Here is a 14,420-nt window from a genome sequence, read left to right as displayed (position 1 = left end):
GGACAGCCACATCCAGCGTGGCTTTGCTGACATCGATCCCGATCCCAAACATGGCAGAACTCCGCTAGGCTGACAGGGTCGAGAGCTCCCCCCGCTTGCCCAGTCTTATCAGTTCGAGCGCCAACTCAACCAACTGTTCGGGCGGTTCAGGGAGAATCCGGCGTGGGGACCCAAGCTACTTCACGGTCGCAAGACCTGGATCCACACGGTCGCCCACGCCGGGCTCTCGGCACCCAAGGTGCCAGATCGGCAAGAGATAAGATCCACGCCATGCGTGGATGAACCCCGCGATCACCCCACAACCCGCACCTTCTCCAACGGCACCCACCCGGGCTCGCCAACCTCCGGCACACACCATGCCCATCCATTGAGCGTGCGCAGCCCGCGCAATCGCTGGCCCGGGTCCAAATCCAGCTCCCGCGCGCAGTAATCCTGCGTGGCAAATGCGCCACCGTGCGCATCGCGCCCGATCACCGGCGCCGGCACGAACCCCGGCTCCTGTCCCTCGGCCTGGCATAGAAACCAGTCCTCCCAGCCCTCAGGGCCTTCATAACGTTCGCCCACCACCAGCGCCTGCCCACGGCGCAGGGTGATCGGTTGCGGAAATTCGCTGCGGTGCGCAGTGCTCACGATGTAGTCCATACCCCCAGCCTACCGGCCCCACGCAACAAAAAACGGCCCCGCACTGCGGAGCCGTCAGGGTGGGCCGGGATGGGGGAGGGGCTCCCGGCCCGCAATCAGCGCCCCCGACGAGGAGGGGGAAGGGCGCCGATCGCTGGAACGCAGTACTTACGCAGCCACTTCTTCGGCAGCGTGCGACGGCAGGGCCGACAGCGCGCCGGCAATGGCGTCTTCGCGGTGCTTCGGCGAATAGGCAATGCCCTCGGCGCGCACGAATTCCACGTTGTCGATGCCCATGAAGGCGAACACCTGGCGCAGGAACGGCTCCTGGAAGTCGGCCGGCGAATCGGTGTAGATGCCGCCGCGGGCGCTCACCACGATCACGCGCTTGCCACCGGCCAGGCCCACCGGGCCGTTCTCGGTGTACTTGAAGGTGCGGCCGGCCACGGCCACGCGGTCAATCCAGGCCTTCAGGGTGGACGGAATGCTGAAGTTGTACATCGGCGCGCCGATGACAAGGATGTCGGCGGCCAGGAACTGCTGCATCACCTGTTCAGCATCGGCCGCCTCGGCGGCATCGGCGCCGGCCAACGAGCCGCTGCGCAGATGGGGTACCGGGTTGGCGTCCAGATCGCGATAATCGACCTGCAGGCCGTCGATCTGGTCCTTGAACTGGGCGACCACCGCCGCAGTCAGCTGACGCGAGACGGAGTTGTCGCCAAGCACGCTGGCGTCGAGATGCAGAAGCTTCATGGCAGTCACCTATGTTCGGGAAGGAGGGGCGGGTTCGCCGCCGACGGAGAGAACGATAGGTTGTTGCATGGGCGGGATAAAGGTGGTTCAATGCCACGAATTGTTCTAGATATGGAACTCGGGTATGCATGACCTGAATGACCTGTACTACTTCGCCATGGTCGTGGACCACGGCGGTTTCGCCGCCGCCGAGCGCGCCCTGGGTATTCCCAAATCGCGCCTGAGCCGCCGTATCAGCCAGCTGGAAACCGACCTGGGCGTGCGCCTGCTGCAGCGTTCCACGCGCCGCTTTGCGGTCACCGACGTCGGCACCAGCGTGCACCGCCATGCGCAGACAATGCTGGCCGAGGCCCAGGCCGCGCGCGAAGTGGTGGACCGCCTGAGCGCAGAGCCGCGCGGCGTGGTGCGCGCCAGCGTGCCCGTCTCGTTGGCGCAGATGCAGCTGCCCAAGCTGCTGCCCAAGTTCCTGGAGCAGTACCCGAAGGTGCGCCTGCAGCTGAACATCAGCAACCGCCGCGTGGACATCATCAATGAAGGCTACGACGTGGCCCTGCGCGTGCGTTCGCGCCTGGACGACGACGGCAGCCTGGTCATGCGCAGCTTCGGCCAGGTGCAGGAACTGCTGGTCGCCAGCCCGAAGTACCTGGACCGCGCCGGCCGCCCGAAGGACCCGGAAGAGCTGACCCAGCACGTCACCCTCAGCATCAGCGAAGACGAGGCGCGCCAGCGCTGGGAACTGCATGGGCCGGAAGGCGAAGTACGCCGGGTGGACCTGCAGCCGCGCGTGGCCGGCTTCGACTTCCCGCTGCTGCAGAGCATGGTGAAGGACGGCTTCGGCATCACCATGCTGCCGGAAACCGTGTGCGCCGAAGCCGTGCGCAACGGTGAACTGGAAGTGGTGCTGCCGGACTGGTCGCTGCCGCAGGGCGTGTGCCATGCCGTGTTCGCCTCGCGCCGTGGCCTGCTGCCGGCGGTGCGCGTGTTCATCGACTTCCTGGCCGAACACCTGCCGCCGCAGCTGGAGGCCTCGCGCCTGGACTGCGGTGGCGCGTGCGAGAAGGCCAAGGAGAAGATCAAGGCCAGTGCGCTGGGTGCGCTGGCGGTGGATGCGGGCTGAGGCCTGCCGATAGCGCCGGGTCACGCCCGGCGTTACGCCGGTCTTGGGCAAATCGCCCGGCCGTGCGAGAATGCGTGCCCGGCCAGCAGGCTGGGCCGATACGGAGAGATGGCCGAGCGGTTTAAGGCACCGGTCTTGAAAACCGGCGAAGGGTTAAACCTTCCGTGGGTTCGAATCCCACTCTCTCCGCCAGAATTCTTAAAAAGCCCCTAGAAATAGGGGCTTTTTTGTTGCCTCAGCTATTGCTACCCGCCCAGCTACCCATCCACTTACAGCGGTCGATTCTGCGCGATCTGCTGCCGAACCCAACCCTGCACCTCGGATTGTATCCACAGTGCTCGGCGTCCGATGCGGATTGATCGAGGGAACCGGCCAGCTTTGATCTCGCCGTAGATGAAGGTCGTGCCCATGCCGGTCATCTGCCGCACGCGGTCGAGCGACAGCAGTTCTTCCAGTCGTTCAGCGGCGCCCATGATTGCCTCCCGCCCGCTGCAGATTCGTGGACTCAGCCAGGCCGAGCTTGAACTGCACGACGTTGTCGGCTGCCGCCGGCACCACCGGCGCACGCACGGCGCGGGGCGGGCGGTTGATCCGGCGCCACTCGGCCAGCGCCGTGTCGGGGTTCTCGCTCTTGCTGGTCGCCCGGCATGCGCACTCAACCAGGTGGCCGCCGCCGGCGCTAGGGCGGCGCTCGTCGTGAATGTGGCGTGCGCGGTGCCCGGCGGCACAGGTCGGCAAGCCTTCGGGATGGCTGATCTGCTTCTGGGTCATGGCTTCTTGCACTCCGGATATTGGGCTTCCAGCTTTTCGATCAGGAAAGCGGCCTGTCTGGCGCGGTGTTCGCGGTCGTAGCGGTTGAGGCCGCCGGGGCGGGCGTCGCGCAGCCACCGCAGCGGCTCAAGCAGCCATCGGGGGTCGAAGGGGAGCGTGGCGCGCGGATCCGCGTTGACCAGCGGCACGCAGTCAGGGCCGGCCCAGTCTTGGGGGTCGCCGCACTTGGTGCAGGTGCTCTCCTTGAACACGTGATTACGCTCCGGCTTCTGCACTCGCGGGGCTTCCCACAGTGCGCGCACGATCCAGCCGCGTTTGTGGGCGTGGAAGACGTGCTCAGGGGTGGCCGTGATCCAGCAGCCCGGGCCAGAGTCGCCCTGGTGCCGGTACTCCCAGCGAACGGCCGGCTGCGAGTACAGCTGCTGCAGCAGGGTGTCGCCCCACACGCGGACCTGGTCGGCCGACACGGGGGCGCCGGCCGCGCCCAGCCTGCGCATGATGGCGATGACCGCGGCGACCGGCGAGGATGCCTGGCTCGCGTCAACGGCGGCTGCCGGGCTGGTGGGGTAGCTTGCTGCGGTCATGCGAACAGATCCTGTTGAACCGGTTGGGCCGGCTTGGCCGGCAGTGGTGCAGATGCAGTGGCGCGCATGCGCGCGCGCTGTGCTGCGCGGAATACGAACCAGAAGCCGTGGGAGTTCCGGCGGGCGCGGCATTCGGAGAGGAGCGCTCGGGCGGTGTGTCTGGCTTGATCTGTCTTCACAGGTGCGCCCGCCATGTGGGAGTAGTTTCGGCCCTTTCACTCAGGGAGGGGCGGGGATGGACGAGCACGAGGGTGTGTTTAGGCTTGTGGCGGTGGCTGGCCAGGACAGCTGCGTGCCGAACCTGTGGAAAGCCATGGGCTTGGTCTATGCGGCAGGGGAGGCGGTCTTCTTGGAGCAGATACACGCCGGAGCTGAATTCGCCACTCGGGAAGAAGCCGTGGCAGGCGCTATCGCTGCGGCGCGAGCTATAGCCAGAACGCTCGATCCCACGGAATGTCGGGCCAATCGAGCGGCGAGGTTCTGGTAACGCCAAAGTCGGCTCTTTCCAGTCCCGAAGGACACAGGTAGATTGTCGAACGCCCACAACCCCGCATTGCCCATGAACACTGGTGGCTACCGCCGAACGATGCGAGGCGTGATTCAAGGTCACAGGTTCCTGTTGACCGTCACCAGCCAGATCGATGACGTTTTTCTTTACTCCGCTGTCGTAGACGGCGTTGCAGTTGAGCTGCGCATCGAGGGCGTGATCCGTAACAGAGGTGATGCGCTGCAGCTGGGAATGGCCGCCGTCGAGCGACATATTTCCGGCCTCGCACCCAAGGCCTGACCCCTGGCGCCTGGCGCCGACGCATTGGTTTGTCATGCTCGCGGCTCCTTTGCGCCGTTGATCTGCTGGCCGCCGAGGGCGGCGCTGAATTCCCAGCGCTCTGCCTCGCGGGTGTAGTAAGCGGCGCGCTCCTGGCGCTCGCTTTCGGTGAACTGCCTGTCGTGTAGCGCGTGGTCCGCTGCTTCGCGGTTGGCCTTGGCCATGCGGACCGGGTCGTCTTTGAAAATGTCGAGCTGGTTGCGCATGGGGTTCCCTAGGATGGATTGCCGGCTGTGTGGAAGTCCCGCCGGCGTGGGAGGCCGGTTGCGCCGGCCGGGCGGTTGCTCAGTGCGTGTCGTCTGCCGGCAGTGCCGGTCGGCGACGTGCGGCGCTCTTGCGCTGCATCTCGGCGCGGAAGGCCGGCCAGTTGCGGCGGGTGTCACTGACGCCGGACCAGCCGAAGTAGGCGATGCCGACCAGGCAGACGAGGACGAAGGAATCGGCGCCGGTGTAGATGGCGCGCGCGAGCAGCGCCATCAGGAGGCCGACGATCACGGCGCAGTAGAAGGGCAGGGCCAGGTGGCGCATCACAGCTCCCCTCGGCTCGTGGTGGGGTTCTCGATCTCAACCCAATCCCCATTGGTGATTGGATGTTCGAACGAGCAGGCCATCGAGTTCTTCTGGCCGCCGCGCGTGTGCACGATGGAATGGCCGTCAGAAAACACCTCGACATAGGCCGTGTCATCGCGGAAGCCGGTCCGGTTCACGTAGCACTTGGACGTCAGAACGCTCATGCAGCACCGCCTTGGGCGCGCAGCATGCGGCGCAGGTTCTTGCGCACGTCGGCGATGGCGCGGCCGGCGCTGGCGCGCTGGTCGAGGACGGCGCGCGCTGCAATGTCGGCGGCGGCGGTGACCAGGCTGGGCGAGAAGCCCATGGAGTTAGCTGACATGGCGGCCAACTTGGCCGCGCCGGCGGCGCGCTGGGCGAGCGGGTAGGTGGCGGCGACGATCATGCCTGCACCTGCAGGTGCTTCTCGGCACGGTCGGCGGGCAAGGGCGCCCCGGCCGCCGGGCAGGCGGCGCGGAACAGATCGATAGCGAGCTGGCGAGCGTCGGCGGTGGTGAGCAGCAATGCGCTGGCGCCCAGGTCTACGACGACGTTGTGTTCGTCGGCGGTGACCGGCATGGCGCGGCCGGCAGGGTGGACGCGAGCGAAGACCCGGGCGCTCATGCTGCGTCCTTGCCACTCAGGGCGTCGGTGTACTGCTTGGCGGTGGTGCCGCCGATGCGCAGCGCCTGAGCCGCGCGCTGCAGCTCGACCGCCAGCTGGTCAGCTTCGACCGGCTCCAGATACAGGGAGGCGGAGCCGAGCTTTACGGCGACCTTGCCGAGGGAATCCATGGTGAGGACGGAGGGCGCCATGTTGGTGGCGCCGAGGGACAGGCTGGCCATGTGTGATCTCCTGAGGGGGATTCGCGTTTCGAGCGGCCGCAGCTATGCTTCGGCCATGGAATGGACGAATTGGCTGACGCTAGGGATTGCGGTGCTGGGCGCTACGCTCGGCGTGTTCAACGCCGTGTGGCTGATCCGGAAGGACACCGTGCGGCTGAAGGTCAGCTACGTCTCGGTGTACATCCCGGGCGCGGACATCTGGAGCGGCGGCGTGCAGATCATCAACGCCGGCTACCTGCCAGTGACCGTCACTGAGATCGCGTTCCACGACGGCAAGACGGATAAGAAGCGCGCCGCTGTCTTCAGTGACTACGTCCAGCAGGTCAAGCTTCCGCACCGTATGGAACCCAGGACGGCCATTACCGTCGTCGCTGACCCCGGAATTCTTCGGGGTGTACAGGGTGGGCAGTTCACCTGGTGCAGCACAGGTACTGCCTGCGGCATGCGGGTTTACGCCAAGGTCAAGCGGAAGAAGGGCTGATGCCTGCAGCGTCTCACCGGGCTTGAGCGGGATCACCCGGATTCGGGTGCGCAGACGGTTGATCCGGAACACCACGTACACGTTGAGCGCCACGCCGATGCCGGCGATGGCGAGTGCTGCGTGTTCAAGGGTGAGCGTGTCCATGGTGCGATCTCCTGCGCCCGGCCCCGGGATGGGGCTGCGTTGGGCGACGGAGAGGAAATTACAGAATGCTGTAATTCAATGTCAACAGTATTCTGTAGGTGCCGGGGCTTAAGTGCCCCGGCATCCACCTTCTTCCTTACCTCAAGATTTGGCTCCAATCGAAGCTAAGCGCCCAGAGGAGGAATGACCCGATTCCTTGTGCGATTGCCAGCCAGTCTATGGACGGGGGAGGCTCCGCCTTGAGCGGCATCCCTGACGACCTAGTCGTCTTCTTCTTAGAGACTGAAAGACCACGTTTCGTTCGAGTCAGGCTGAACGTGGTTGTAGAGGATGACGAGTGTTGATGGCGTTTACTTCGGGTCTTACTGTGAGTTGGTTGTTCCATACTTGTTTCCTTGTGTTGGTATGGTGCGGCTTCGACCCATGCCCATTCCACTAGCGGAAACAACCAACGCAACTTGTCGTCGTAATCTTAGTTGTAATTCCTAAGAGTTCGTATTACAGTTGCATCAAGGATATGTCACAACAACTCAAACGAGCAGTCCGAGAGTTGCTACAAGCTAAGAACGGCAATTCCTAGCTTGACCCGCCAGCTTCACCAGAACCCAGGGGCCGAAAGGACTTGGGTCTTGGCATAATCATAACCACAGTATGAACGAATTCAGGGCAGTTGTCAAGGCTGACCTTGTTTTTTTGCGATCTGTGATAGTCAAAAGCCCCGCATCGCGGGGCTTTTTCGTTTCTGCGTGGTGGTTAGAACTTTCGCAACCCTGCGTGAATCAAGGCCTTTCCGAGGATGCTCACATCGTCAGGGTCTGGCCGGTAGGGGGGGAAGTCTGTGTTTACGCTGACCACGTACAGGCCATCGCCGCGCTTCTGCAGCATCTTGATCTGCGTCTCGCCGCCGATGTTGATCAGGTAGTAGTCGTCGCCATCGAAGTAGTCGCAGCTGGTGTCGATCCAGACGATATCGCCGTCTTCCAGCTTGGGTCGCATGGACGGGCCGCGGCCGGTGATGATCTGGATCCGACCAGGCTGGGGCAGGTAGCCAAGCTTTCGGCGTACTTCCCATTCGGCCACCTCGATGGTTCTCACTACCTCGGGGTAGTCCTGGTTGACGATCCCTGTACCCATGCCCGCACCCCCTTCAAACAAGTCGAAGCGAACATAGCCGGGTGGCGTCTCAATCTCCGCGACATATGAGACAGGCCGATCTTCAACACTGCGGTGCATCGAGCCCTTGCCAGTTTCCAGCCAGGTGAGCGAAACGCCGAGGGAATCGGCCAGAACCCGAAGCTTAGTGCTCGTCTGCATGCCACCGCGCTCTAGCTCAGAAATCGTGCTGTAACCCACACCCGATGCCATCGCCAACGCGGATCGGGAGATGCCCTTCTGGGCACGGGCTTCTTTTACGCGGTCACCAATAGTCTGCATCCCAGCATGCTCACAGAAATCTGTAACAGAATGCTGTTGAATGACATTACAGAATCCTGTAATTTCGCCGTCCATGGACTGGAAATCTCATATCGAAGGGTTGTTGGGGGCCGGCGCCACGGTTGATCAGTTGGCGAGCGGGATGGGCGTTACGCCTAACGCGATCAGAGAGATTCGCGCTGGTCGAACCCGTTCCCCTCGCGCAGACGCCGCGTTCCGGCTGGCCGCCATGAAGCCGGAGCAGTTCAGACACGATCCCGCGTCTTTGGTCATCACGACCTCTGTTACGAAGCGCGCGCTGCTCGACCGTTTGGGCATGTCTAGCGCCACGCACTTGGCGAAGGTGCTGGACCTTCCACCAGCACAAGTAGTCGGTTGGGCGGATGACGCGCCTGTCCCGGCATTGCCGCAGGTGATGAAGCTGCTGGGGCATACCGAGCAGGACGCCCCGGCCACCCCGATCAACGACGACCCCGACGCGGACCGCATTGGCCCGGTCGATACCGCCTGAAATGCCATCCCTGGCCGTCGTCCCTGAGTTGTCTCTGTCCATGGCGCCCATCGTGCGCCGCCCGGGCCCAGCCCGAAACCCTGAAATGCCGTCCCTCCCAAGGTGACCCGATGACCTGCCGCACCTCACCCCTCAACTGGCTCGATGCCCTCTACAACTCCGTGCGCGAGACGCCGGGCGGCGTTGAAGCCGCAGCTGCCTTCCTGGCCCAGCGCCGGGGAAAGTCGCTGCACCCGGAAACGCTGCGCGCAAAGCTGCGCGGGCTGGAGGGTGAGTCGGTGACGCTCCAGATCGCCGAGCTGCTGACCGAGTGGATGCAGGAGCAGACCGGCGGCAGTGAGCGCGCGCTGGTCTGGCTGCAGTCGCTGGTGGCCCGCTTCGGCATGGCCGCCGACGTGGTGCCGCCGGCGCCGGAGGGCGGCTGGTCTGATGAGATCGGCGCCATCCAGATGAAGCTGCTGGAGATCACCAGCCGCGTCGGGAAGCTGTCTGGCACTGCCGTGGACGCTATCGCCGATTCGACCATCACGAACGCTGAGGCGGAGCAGATGATCGCGGAGATCCGCGCGCTGCGCACCATGGCCAATCGCCTGGAGCGCAATGTGGCGCGCGCTGCAGCAAAGGGGAGGGCGGTGCGATGAGCCATCTGGCCCGCTCTACCGATCCCAACAGCAGCCACGCGGCAGCGGCTGACCTTGTCGCCACCGGCAAGCTGCTGGACCAGCAGACCCAAGCCGCCGCTGCAGTGCGCCGGCACCCGGGCCAGAGCAGCCTGCATCTGGCTTCGCTCACCGGCCTTGACCGCCACATGCTCGGCCGACGCCTGCCGGAGCTTGCGCGCCAGGGCACGATCTGGCGCGGCCCAGCTGCCCCGTGCGCAACCACGGGCAAGAGCGCTTGCACCTGGTGGCCGGTGGCGCCGGGCCAGAACCTCTCGCTGGGGATCTGACGTGAGCGCACGCGTTACAGGCATGGTGTTCGACCGATACCCGAACGGCGGTGGCGAGATGCTGCTGGCGTTGGCTCTGGCCGACCACGCGCACGACGATGGCACGCATATCTTCCCGTCCATCGCCCGCCTGGCAGAGAAGACCCGCCAGTCCGAGCGGTCGGTGCAGTACCAGCTGCGTCGCATGGAGCAGTCGGGATGGCTGGTGCTGGTCAACGCCGGCATCGGCGGCCGCCGCAGCGGGTTCGGTGAGGGTGGTCGCACCCGTCAGTACCGGATCAGCCCTGAATGGATGAAGGGTGCAGATATTGCACCCTTCGGAAAGGGTGCAAAACAGGCCGTTGAAGGGTGCAAAACGACGCAGGAAAGGGTGCAAAACGGCGTCGAAAAGGGTGCAACAGCTATTGCACCCGAACCAAGAGCAACCAAAAGCAACCAAGAGCAACCCTCACACCGCGAGTGTGAGCGTGAGGCCGATCCGGCTGCGCTGACCGCCGAGCAGGTGGATCGCGAGCTAGCGGGATTCGGGGTGGTGCCCACCGGCATCGACCGCCAGATGCTTGCCCGGTTCGTCCGCCACCGCGCTGCGATCCGCCGCCCGCTGTCCGTCCAGGGTTGGTTCCAGGTGCGCAACCAGCTGGTCGGCCTGATCGCCGTAGGCCACGACCCGAACGAATCCCTGATGCAGACCATGGCCGCCGGCCTGTCGCTGCCCGTCACCCCTGTTGCCCAGCAATCCGCAGGAGCCGCCCATGCAAACCCTCAGCACAGTTCTGCCGACCGTATCGAGCAGCTCCAGCAGCAGTTCGACGCCCAGCGCCGCGGAAGCGGCCACGGTGGCGGCCCTGGCTTCGACCCTGCCGCAGTCCTCGACGCAGAGTTCTCTGTCGTCGGCTGAGCCCGTGAGCGGGCAGGCCACGTCGTATCTCTGGGAGTTCTGGAAGCAGATGACGGCCATGTTTCCCGGCAAGTGGGAGCGCGAGAACGGCGCTGCACCGGTGAAGCGGGACGGCAGCCTGACTATCGCCGGCACGACGTGGTTCCAGGTGTTGAAGGGCCGCACGGTGGCGCAGCACGCGCGTGGCATGCAGTGCTGCCTGACCGAGGGCCGGGAATGGCCGCCGAACCCGGGCCGCTTCCTGACCATGTGCCTGGACATTCCGGTCATGGCGGCGGTGGAGCGCGAGATGGCGCCTGGCCGGCCACAGAGCGCGTTCACCGTGCTGGTCCGCTCGATGCTGGACCTGCACGTCTACGCCACGGCGGAAAGCGGGTTCCAGCAGCGCCGGATGCTGGAGGAAGCCTACGACCGCGCGGTGCGCCACGTGGTTGATGGCAAGCCGGTTCCGCAGCCCGTACTGGCCGTGGCCCATGAACAGCACGGCGTGCGCCCGGTCCGTGACCGCGATGCGGCGCGCGCTGCGATGGCTCGCGCTGCTGAGGAGCTGAACTTCGGTGGTCACTGATGCGGAGCTGGCTCAGGCCGAGCAGGCCGGCCGGTGGGCGCGTGAGGCCTGCCGGGATCGGGAATCGGCCCCGCGATACGAGATGGGCATGGACGGGCTGAGGCGCCGCCGGCGCTGGCAGGCCGGCTGGGATGGCCGGGACCACGAAATGAAGGCGGCACGCCGCAACACGAATAGGAACAAGAACTGATGTGGTCGAAGGCACCACCACCGACCAGGGAAGAAGCGGCCCGGATTGAGTTGGCCAAGACAGGCCCTTGCATGGCCTGCCTGGCGCTGCAGATGCAGGCACTGCTGGAACCGGAGCTGGTCGTATACGGCTGCGACTACAACCACGCAAAGAGCGGGAACCTGCGGCGTGGCCACATGCTCGGCTTCGCCCTCTGCAAATGGCACCACATGCGCTACCCGATGGAGGGGAACACCTTCGCGACGATGCGCCAGATCTACGGCCCGAGCCTGCTGGACGGCTCGCGGACGTTCCACGAGACGTACGGCTCAGACGACGAGCTGATTGACCAGCAGACCTACATCAACGAACTGAGGGCAGCAGCATGAAGAATCCAAAGGCCCTGGCGCCGAGGTTGAATCCCCAGGTGGCGCCCCGCGAGCGGCGTATGGACCACAACACGGTTTCCCGCCCGCGGCGGGTGAAGGTCCGGCCTGTGGCTGGTGGGCCGCCGGAGACGGTGGAGCAGTTCCAGGCGCGGGGCGGGCAGGTGCAACGCCTGACGGCCAGCTGGGAGCAGGCAGCATGAGTGCACCCTGCGCCAGCGCACTGTTACTCCGAGCCGGAAGCAGCAGCTGCCTTTCTAGCGGCGACTTGAGCTGGAAGTGTGAACGTGTAGGTGAGAAAAAGCTCAGTAAAGCTTGCGAGTTGGGAGATTTCTTCCGAGCTCAGCTCATCGTCGTCATGCGCTCCCTGATTGCCATCAAGCCGGATCAGGTGCGCCCACTCCTTCAGGTCATCGGTCAGCTTCCCAGCCTTATGAAGGGCATCAATTCTTGGCGCGAGGTTCTTTCCCGCGAGGCTGCTATCGAGCTCTCTGGTGGCAACGTCGAGAGCCTTCCTATACATGGCTGCCGCAGCGTCAGCATGGCCTCGGGCTGCGTTATCCGATCCTTGCGTATACGCCCTTTGGACGGATGGGGAGATGTGCTCTGGAACCTCCATTCGCTTTGGTGTTGGGTAAATTTTTGTTATCACCGCTCCACGCGCTCTGCATTCGGCACTAAACTCCCCGTGACTCTGAGTGATCCAGCTGTGGTCGAATGCTGCATATCTCGTTGCGACGCAGATCAAGTCATTGCAGGCATTACAGCGAAATACGACAGTGGGATCTTTTCCGCGTGGCGCAGATGTCACCACATAACTCATTCCCACAGACTCGGTTCGGCAGTGAGGGCAGGTATCTACGAAGGTATTTGCCATGAATGATGTCGCTCTTCAGTCAAAGAAAGTCCTAGGCGAGATGAGATCGGTCGACTGCAGGACCCCCGGCCGACTTCTTGAGCATTATGAACGATGCTCTGAAAGTCAACGAAAAGACTACGTGGTGGCGCTTGCAATGGCCCTCTGTGTCAGCGAGCAGCGTCGGCGTAGAAGAATCACTTCCGGGCAAGGCTTGAGCGAGCGAGGCACGGAGGAATCTGCTGGGAGGGACGTCCCATGAATAATCAATCCGCTGCGCGCCGTAGCAACAGGTCACCCGGCTGGATGAGGTGGGAACCGAAATATGTCTCGCTGACGGCTGCTCTGCCAACGGCCTGCATGTATGGCGAGCGCATCCCGTCGAATGCCCGGTCTCGGGCAGGCTTGAAGGTTAGCCGGGCAACGATTTCCCGTAGGTGCGCGCCTTTCCGCGATGCAATCGAGCATTACGAGGCCGTCTATGAAGGATGACCTCGGTCTGGACCTGGTGCTTCCCTGGCCGAGCAAGGATCTGTCGCCCAATGCCCGCGTGAACCGGTGGCGGAAGGCTGAGGCAACAGCCAGTGCCCGGCAGCTGGCCGCGGTGCTTGCGTACAACGCGGGCTGGAAGGGCATGCAGCTGCCCGCCGGCCGTCTGTATCTCTGGATCGATTGCTACCAGGCGCCGGGCAAGAAGCTGCCGGACGACGACAACATGGTCGGCCGCTGCAAGCCGTATCGGGACGGCATCGCGCAGATCCTGGGGATAGACGACGGACGCTTCCTGTCTCGGCCGTTCGTCCACGACGAGCGCCGGCCGGGTGGCCAGGTTGTGATCCGCATCACGGGTGGGCCCGAGCCGGGCAGGTAGGTCGCGGGTTGTGCGACGGATGGGGAACAAGCTGGCTGGATGGACCTGACCCGCTATGACGACAAGGCGCTGGAGCTGCTGAGCAGCCTCCAGCAGGAGATAGCCGAAATGCGATGGACCCGGGCGTGGACGGCACCGGGCCAACGCGGCAAGGCCGAGCAGGCGCTGCGCCGATCACGCGCGCTGCGCCGCGAAATCAACCGACGAGATCGATTAAGGGGGAAGGGATGAAAGACGCGCGCGAGCTGCTGTCCAGCGGGACGGGCCCGAAGGCAATGAGTTTTGACGGCAGCACCGGTGGGCCATCCACGCAAGAGATTCTGGCCGCCCTGGCATACGTCCACCACGGGCTGGGGCGTGAACTGTTGGAGGCGCTGTGGTGGCCGGAGAGTGGCTCGCGGCGCCGTGAGCAGCTGCGGCAGGAGGTAATCGCCCTGGTGGCCCCCGAGTTCACTCGCCAGATGCATGCCCTTGCAGACGCCAGGACGAGCTTCGGCATTGCCAAGGCCTGCATTAGCTGGACCGCCGGGCAGACCACCGACAAGCAGCGGCGGGAGCTGCAGCGCACCGAGCAGGCGCTGGAAGATGCGCGCGCTGCGGCATGGCCCAACAACACCATGGAGCAGCTCGGCGTTTTGGCTGGTGCAGTGATGGGTGAAATGGCGGAATGCTGCGAGTGCCCGGCTTGTGAGGGGCGGCGGGTGGTTCAAGACCCCGCGGTTGCCGGGGCTGTGAACTGCGCGCGCTGTGGCGGGACCGGCTACGAGCCGTTCAGCGGCCGCCGGCGTGGCACGTCAATCGGGGCCGACTGCTCGGCGTACAGCCGCTTCTGGCGCCCCGTCTACGAATGGATGCTGGCCAACTTCCGCGCGGCTGAGGCGCGCGCTGCAGTGGAGTTCAGGAATGCCCTGTTGAAGGCTGCGTAGCGATGACTTCCTAGGTCATCGGAAAAGGGGGCATTCTTGCCACCATCCAATCGCAAGCCCCGGCCCAGCCGGGGCTTTTTCTTTGCCCGCGTCCCAGCCGGACTAACTCTCGTGCCCAGCCGGCGCTAGGGGCGGGCACCTATCAACCGGGAGGGGCGTAT

General features: G+C 64.6%; 25 protein-coding genes and 1 tRNA gene. 13 read left to right on the top strand and 13 right to left on the bottom strand.

Features of this window, described 5'->3' with window-relative positions; translation table 11 throughout:
* Positions 1 to 291: 291 nt before the first annotated feature.
* Together C1933_RS12170 and C1933_RS12165 are read right to left on the bottom strand one after the other, a co-directional pair.
* The gene (locus C1933_RS12170; protein ID WP_108753483.1) at positions 292 to 642 is read right to left on the bottom strand and encodes a ligand-binding protein SH3; all 351 of its coding nucleotides are present in this window, start codon (positions 640 to 642) and stop codon (positions 292 to 294) included.
* Positions 643 to 789: 147 nt separating this feature from the next.
* Complete coding sequence (locus C1933_RS12165) at positions 790 to 1,374, bottom strand: NAD(P)H-dependent oxidoreductase (RefSeq protein WP_108753482.1); 585 nt, start codon at positions 1,372 to 1,374, stop codon at positions 790 to 792.
* 124 nt (positions 1,375 to 1,498) lie between these two features.
* Between C1933_RS12165 and C1933_RS12160 the strand changes: the two genes are divergently transcribed.
* Positions 1,499 to 2,491: a LysR family transcriptional regulator gene (locus C1933_RS12160; protein WP_079222336.1), complete on the top strand. Its 993-nt coding sequence runs from the start codon at positions 1,499 to 1,501 to the stop codon at positions 2,489 to 2,491.
* Between the two features lie 102 nt (positions 2,492 to 2,593).
* A tRNA-Ser gene (locus C1933_RS12155) sits at positions 2,594 to 2,683 on the top strand.
* Positions 2,684 to 2,760: 77 nt separating this feature from the next.
* Here C1933_RS12155 and C1933_RS12150 read toward each other — a convergent pair.
* The 3 genes from C1933_RS12150 to C1933_RS12140 are packed head-to-tail and all read right to left on the bottom strand — an operon-like array spanning position 2,761 to position 3,846.
* Positions 2,761 to 2,964, bottom strand: coding sequence for an AlpA family phage regulatory protein (locus C1933_RS12150; RefSeq protein WP_074724826.1), 204 nt, complete (start codon positions 2,962 to 2,964; stop codon positions 2,761 to 2,763).
* The gene (locus C1933_RS12145; protein WP_108753481.1) at positions 2,951 to 3,262 is read right to left on the bottom strand and encodes a hypothetical protein; all 312 of its coding nucleotides are present in this window, start codon (positions 3,260 to 3,262) and stop codon (positions 2,951 to 2,953) included. Before C1933_RS12145 ends, C1933_RS12150 begins: the two co-directional genes overlap by 14 nt.
* Complete coding sequence (locus C1933_RS12140) at positions 3,259 to 3,846, bottom strand: hypothetical protein (RefSeq protein ID WP_108753480.1); 588 nt, start codon at positions 3,844 to 3,846, stop codon at positions 3,259 to 3,261. Before C1933_RS12140 ends, C1933_RS12145 begins: the two co-directional genes overlap by 4 nt.
* 559 nt (positions 3,847 to 4,405) lie before the next feature.
* On the opposite strand from C1933_RS12140, the gene C1933_RS12130 reads away from it, so the two are divergent.
* Entirely contained in the window at positions 4,406 to 4,633 is a 228-nt protein-coding gene (locus C1933_RS12130) for a hypothetical protein (protein WP_108753478.1), read from the top strand.
* 32 nt (positions 4,634 to 4,665) lie between these two features.
* On the opposite strand, the gene C1933_RS12125 is transcribed toward C1933_RS12130, so the two are convergent.
* The 6 genes from C1933_RS12125 to C1933_RS12100 all read right to left on the bottom strand — a co-directional run bounded on the left by C1933_RS12125 (position 4,666) and on the right by C1933_RS12100 (position 6,066).
* The gene (locus C1933_RS12125) at positions 4,666 to 4,878 is read right to left on the bottom strand and encodes a hypothetical protein (protein WP_108753477.1); all 213 of its coding nucleotides are present in this window, start codon (positions 4,876 to 4,878) and stop codon (positions 4,666 to 4,668) included.
* A gap of 79 nt (positions 4,879 to 4,957) precedes the next feature.
* Positions 4,958 to 5,200: a hypothetical protein gene (locus C1933_RS12120; RefSeq protein ID WP_108753476.1), complete on the bottom strand. Its 243-nt coding sequence runs from the start codon at positions 5,198 to 5,200 to the stop codon at positions 4,958 to 4,960.
* Positions 5,200 to 5,406, bottom strand: a complete 207-nt coding sequence (locus C1933_RS12115) for a hypothetical protein (RefSeq protein WP_108753475.1) — start codon at positions 5,404 to 5,406, stop codon at positions 5,200 to 5,202. The genes C1933_RS12120 and C1933_RS12115 overlap by 1 nt, the downstream gene beginning before the upstream one ends.
* Positions 5,403 to 5,627, bottom strand: coding sequence for a hypothetical protein (locus C1933_RS12110; protein ID WP_108753474.1), 225 nt, complete (start codon positions 5,625 to 5,627; stop codon positions 5,403 to 5,405). The genes C1933_RS12115 and C1933_RS12110 overlap by 4 nt, the downstream gene beginning before the upstream one ends.
* On the bottom strand, positions 5,624 to 5,845 hold the full coding sequence (locus C1933_RS12105) for a hypothetical protein (protein WP_108753473.1): 222 nt from the start codon (positions 5,843 to 5,845) through the stop codon (positions 5,624 to 5,626). Before C1933_RS12105 ends, C1933_RS12110 begins: the two co-directional genes overlap by 4 nt.
* A complete protein-coding gene (locus C1933_RS12100; RefSeq protein WP_108753472.1) occupies positions 5,842 to 6,066 on the bottom strand; it encodes a hypothetical protein in 225 nt (74 codons plus the stop codon). Before C1933_RS12100 ends, C1933_RS12105 begins: the two co-directional genes overlap by 4 nt.
* Here C1933_RS12100 and C1933_RS12095 point away from each other — a divergent pair.
* The gene (locus tag C1933_RS12095) at positions 6,065 to 6,547 is read left to right on the top strand and encodes a hypothetical protein (RefSeq protein ID WP_159093996.1); all 483 of its coding nucleotides are present in this window, start codon (positions 6,065 to 6,067) and stop codon (positions 6,545 to 6,547) included. The genes C1933_RS12100 and C1933_RS12095 overlap by 2 nt on opposite strands.
* 897 nt (positions 6,548 to 7,444) lie before the next feature.
* On the opposite strand, the gene C1933_RS12090 is transcribed toward C1933_RS12095, so the two are convergent.
* A complete protein-coding gene (locus C1933_RS12090) occupies positions 7,445 to 8,200 on the bottom strand; it encodes a helix-turn-helix transcriptional regulator (protein WP_234414520.1) in 756 nt (251 codons plus the stop codon).
* Here C1933_RS12090 and C1933_RS12085 point away from each other — a divergent pair.
* From C1933_RS12085 to C1933_RS12055, 6 genes are all read left to right on the top strand, one after another.
* The gene (locus tag C1933_RS12085) at positions 8,199 to 8,636 is read left to right on the top strand and encodes a helix-turn-helix transcriptional regulator (protein ID WP_108753469.1); all 438 of its coding nucleotides are present in this window, start codon (positions 8,199 to 8,201) and stop codon (positions 8,634 to 8,636) included. The two genes, C1933_RS12090 and C1933_RS12085, sit on opposite strands and share 2 nt — an antisense overlap.
* A 110-nt stretch (positions 8,637 to 8,746) precedes the next feature.
* Positions 8,747 to 9,277 (top strand): phage regulatory CII family protein, encoded by a 531-nt coding sequence (locus C1933_RS12080; RefSeq protein ID WP_108753468.1) that lies wholly within the window; start codon positions 8,747 to 8,749, stop codon positions 9,275 to 9,277.
* Entirely contained in the window at positions 9,274 to 9,585 is a 312-nt protein-coding gene (locus C1933_RS12075; protein ID WP_108753467.1) for a winged helix-turn-helix domain-containing protein, read from the top strand. Before C1933_RS12080 ends, C1933_RS12075 begins: the two co-directional genes overlap by 4 nt.
* A gap of 1 nt (position 9,586) precedes the next feature.
* On the top strand, positions 9,587 to 10,483 hold the full coding sequence (locus tag C1933_RS20250) for a helix-turn-helix domain-containing protein (protein ID WP_199911368.1): 897 nt from the start codon (positions 9,587 to 9,589) through the stop codon (positions 10,481 to 10,483).
* Positions 10,484 to 10,532: 49 nt separating this feature from the next.
* A complete protein-coding gene (locus C1933_RS12065) occupies positions 10,533 to 11,051 on the top strand; it encodes a hypothetical protein (RefSeq protein ID WP_234414519.1) in 519 nt (172 codons plus the stop codon).
* Positions 11,052 to 11,240: 189 nt separating this feature from the next.
* Positions 11,241 to 11,609 (top strand): Ref family recombination enhancement nuclease, encoded by a 369-nt coding sequence (locus C1933_RS12055; RefSeq protein ID WP_108753464.1) that lies wholly within the window; start codon positions 11,241 to 11,243, stop codon positions 11,607 to 11,609.
* A 223-nt stretch (positions 11,610 to 11,832) separates the two neighbouring features.
* On the opposite strand, the gene C1933_RS20135 is transcribed toward C1933_RS12055, so the two are convergent.
* Positions 11,833 to 12,225, bottom strand: coding sequence for a DUF4145 domain-containing protein (locus tag C1933_RS20135; protein WP_267896397.1), 393 nt, complete (start codon positions 12,223 to 12,225; stop codon positions 11,833 to 11,835).
* A 718-nt stretch (positions 12,226 to 12,943) separates the two neighbouring features.
* Here C1933_RS20135 and C1933_RS12040 point away from each other — a divergent pair.
* Genes C1933_RS12040 through C1933_RS12030 form a run of 3 tightly spaced genes read left to right on the top strand, consistent with a single transcriptional unit; the run spans position 12,944 to position 14,259 of the window.
* Positions 12,944 to 13,333, top strand: a complete 390-nt coding sequence (locus C1933_RS12040) for a hypothetical protein (RefSeq protein WP_108753461.1) — start codon at positions 12,944 to 12,946, stop codon at positions 13,331 to 13,333.
* Between the two features lie 39 nt (positions 13,334 to 13,372).
* Positions 13,373 to 13,564: a hypothetical protein gene (locus tag C1933_RS12035; RefSeq protein ID WP_108753460.1), complete on the top strand. Its 192-nt coding sequence runs from the start codon at positions 13,373 to 13,375 to the stop codon at positions 13,562 to 13,564.
* Complete coding sequence (locus C1933_RS12030; protein ID WP_108753459.1) at positions 13,561 to 14,259, top strand: hypothetical protein; 699 nt, start codon at positions 13,561 to 13,563, stop codon at positions 14,257 to 14,259. The genes C1933_RS12035 and C1933_RS12030 overlap by 4 nt, the downstream gene beginning before the upstream one ends.
* The last annotated feature ends 161 nt before the right edge of the window (positions 14,260 to 14,420 follow it).

This window comes from Stenotrophomonas sp. ZAC14D2_NAIMI4_6, assembly GCF_003086875.1.
Taxonomy (GTDB): Bacteria; Pseudomonadota; Gammaproteobacteria; order Xanthomonadales; family Xanthomonadaceae; genus Stenotrophomonas.
The sequence above is the reverse complement of the archived record's forward strand: the minus strand, read 5'-3'. Positions and strand labels throughout refer to the sequence as shown.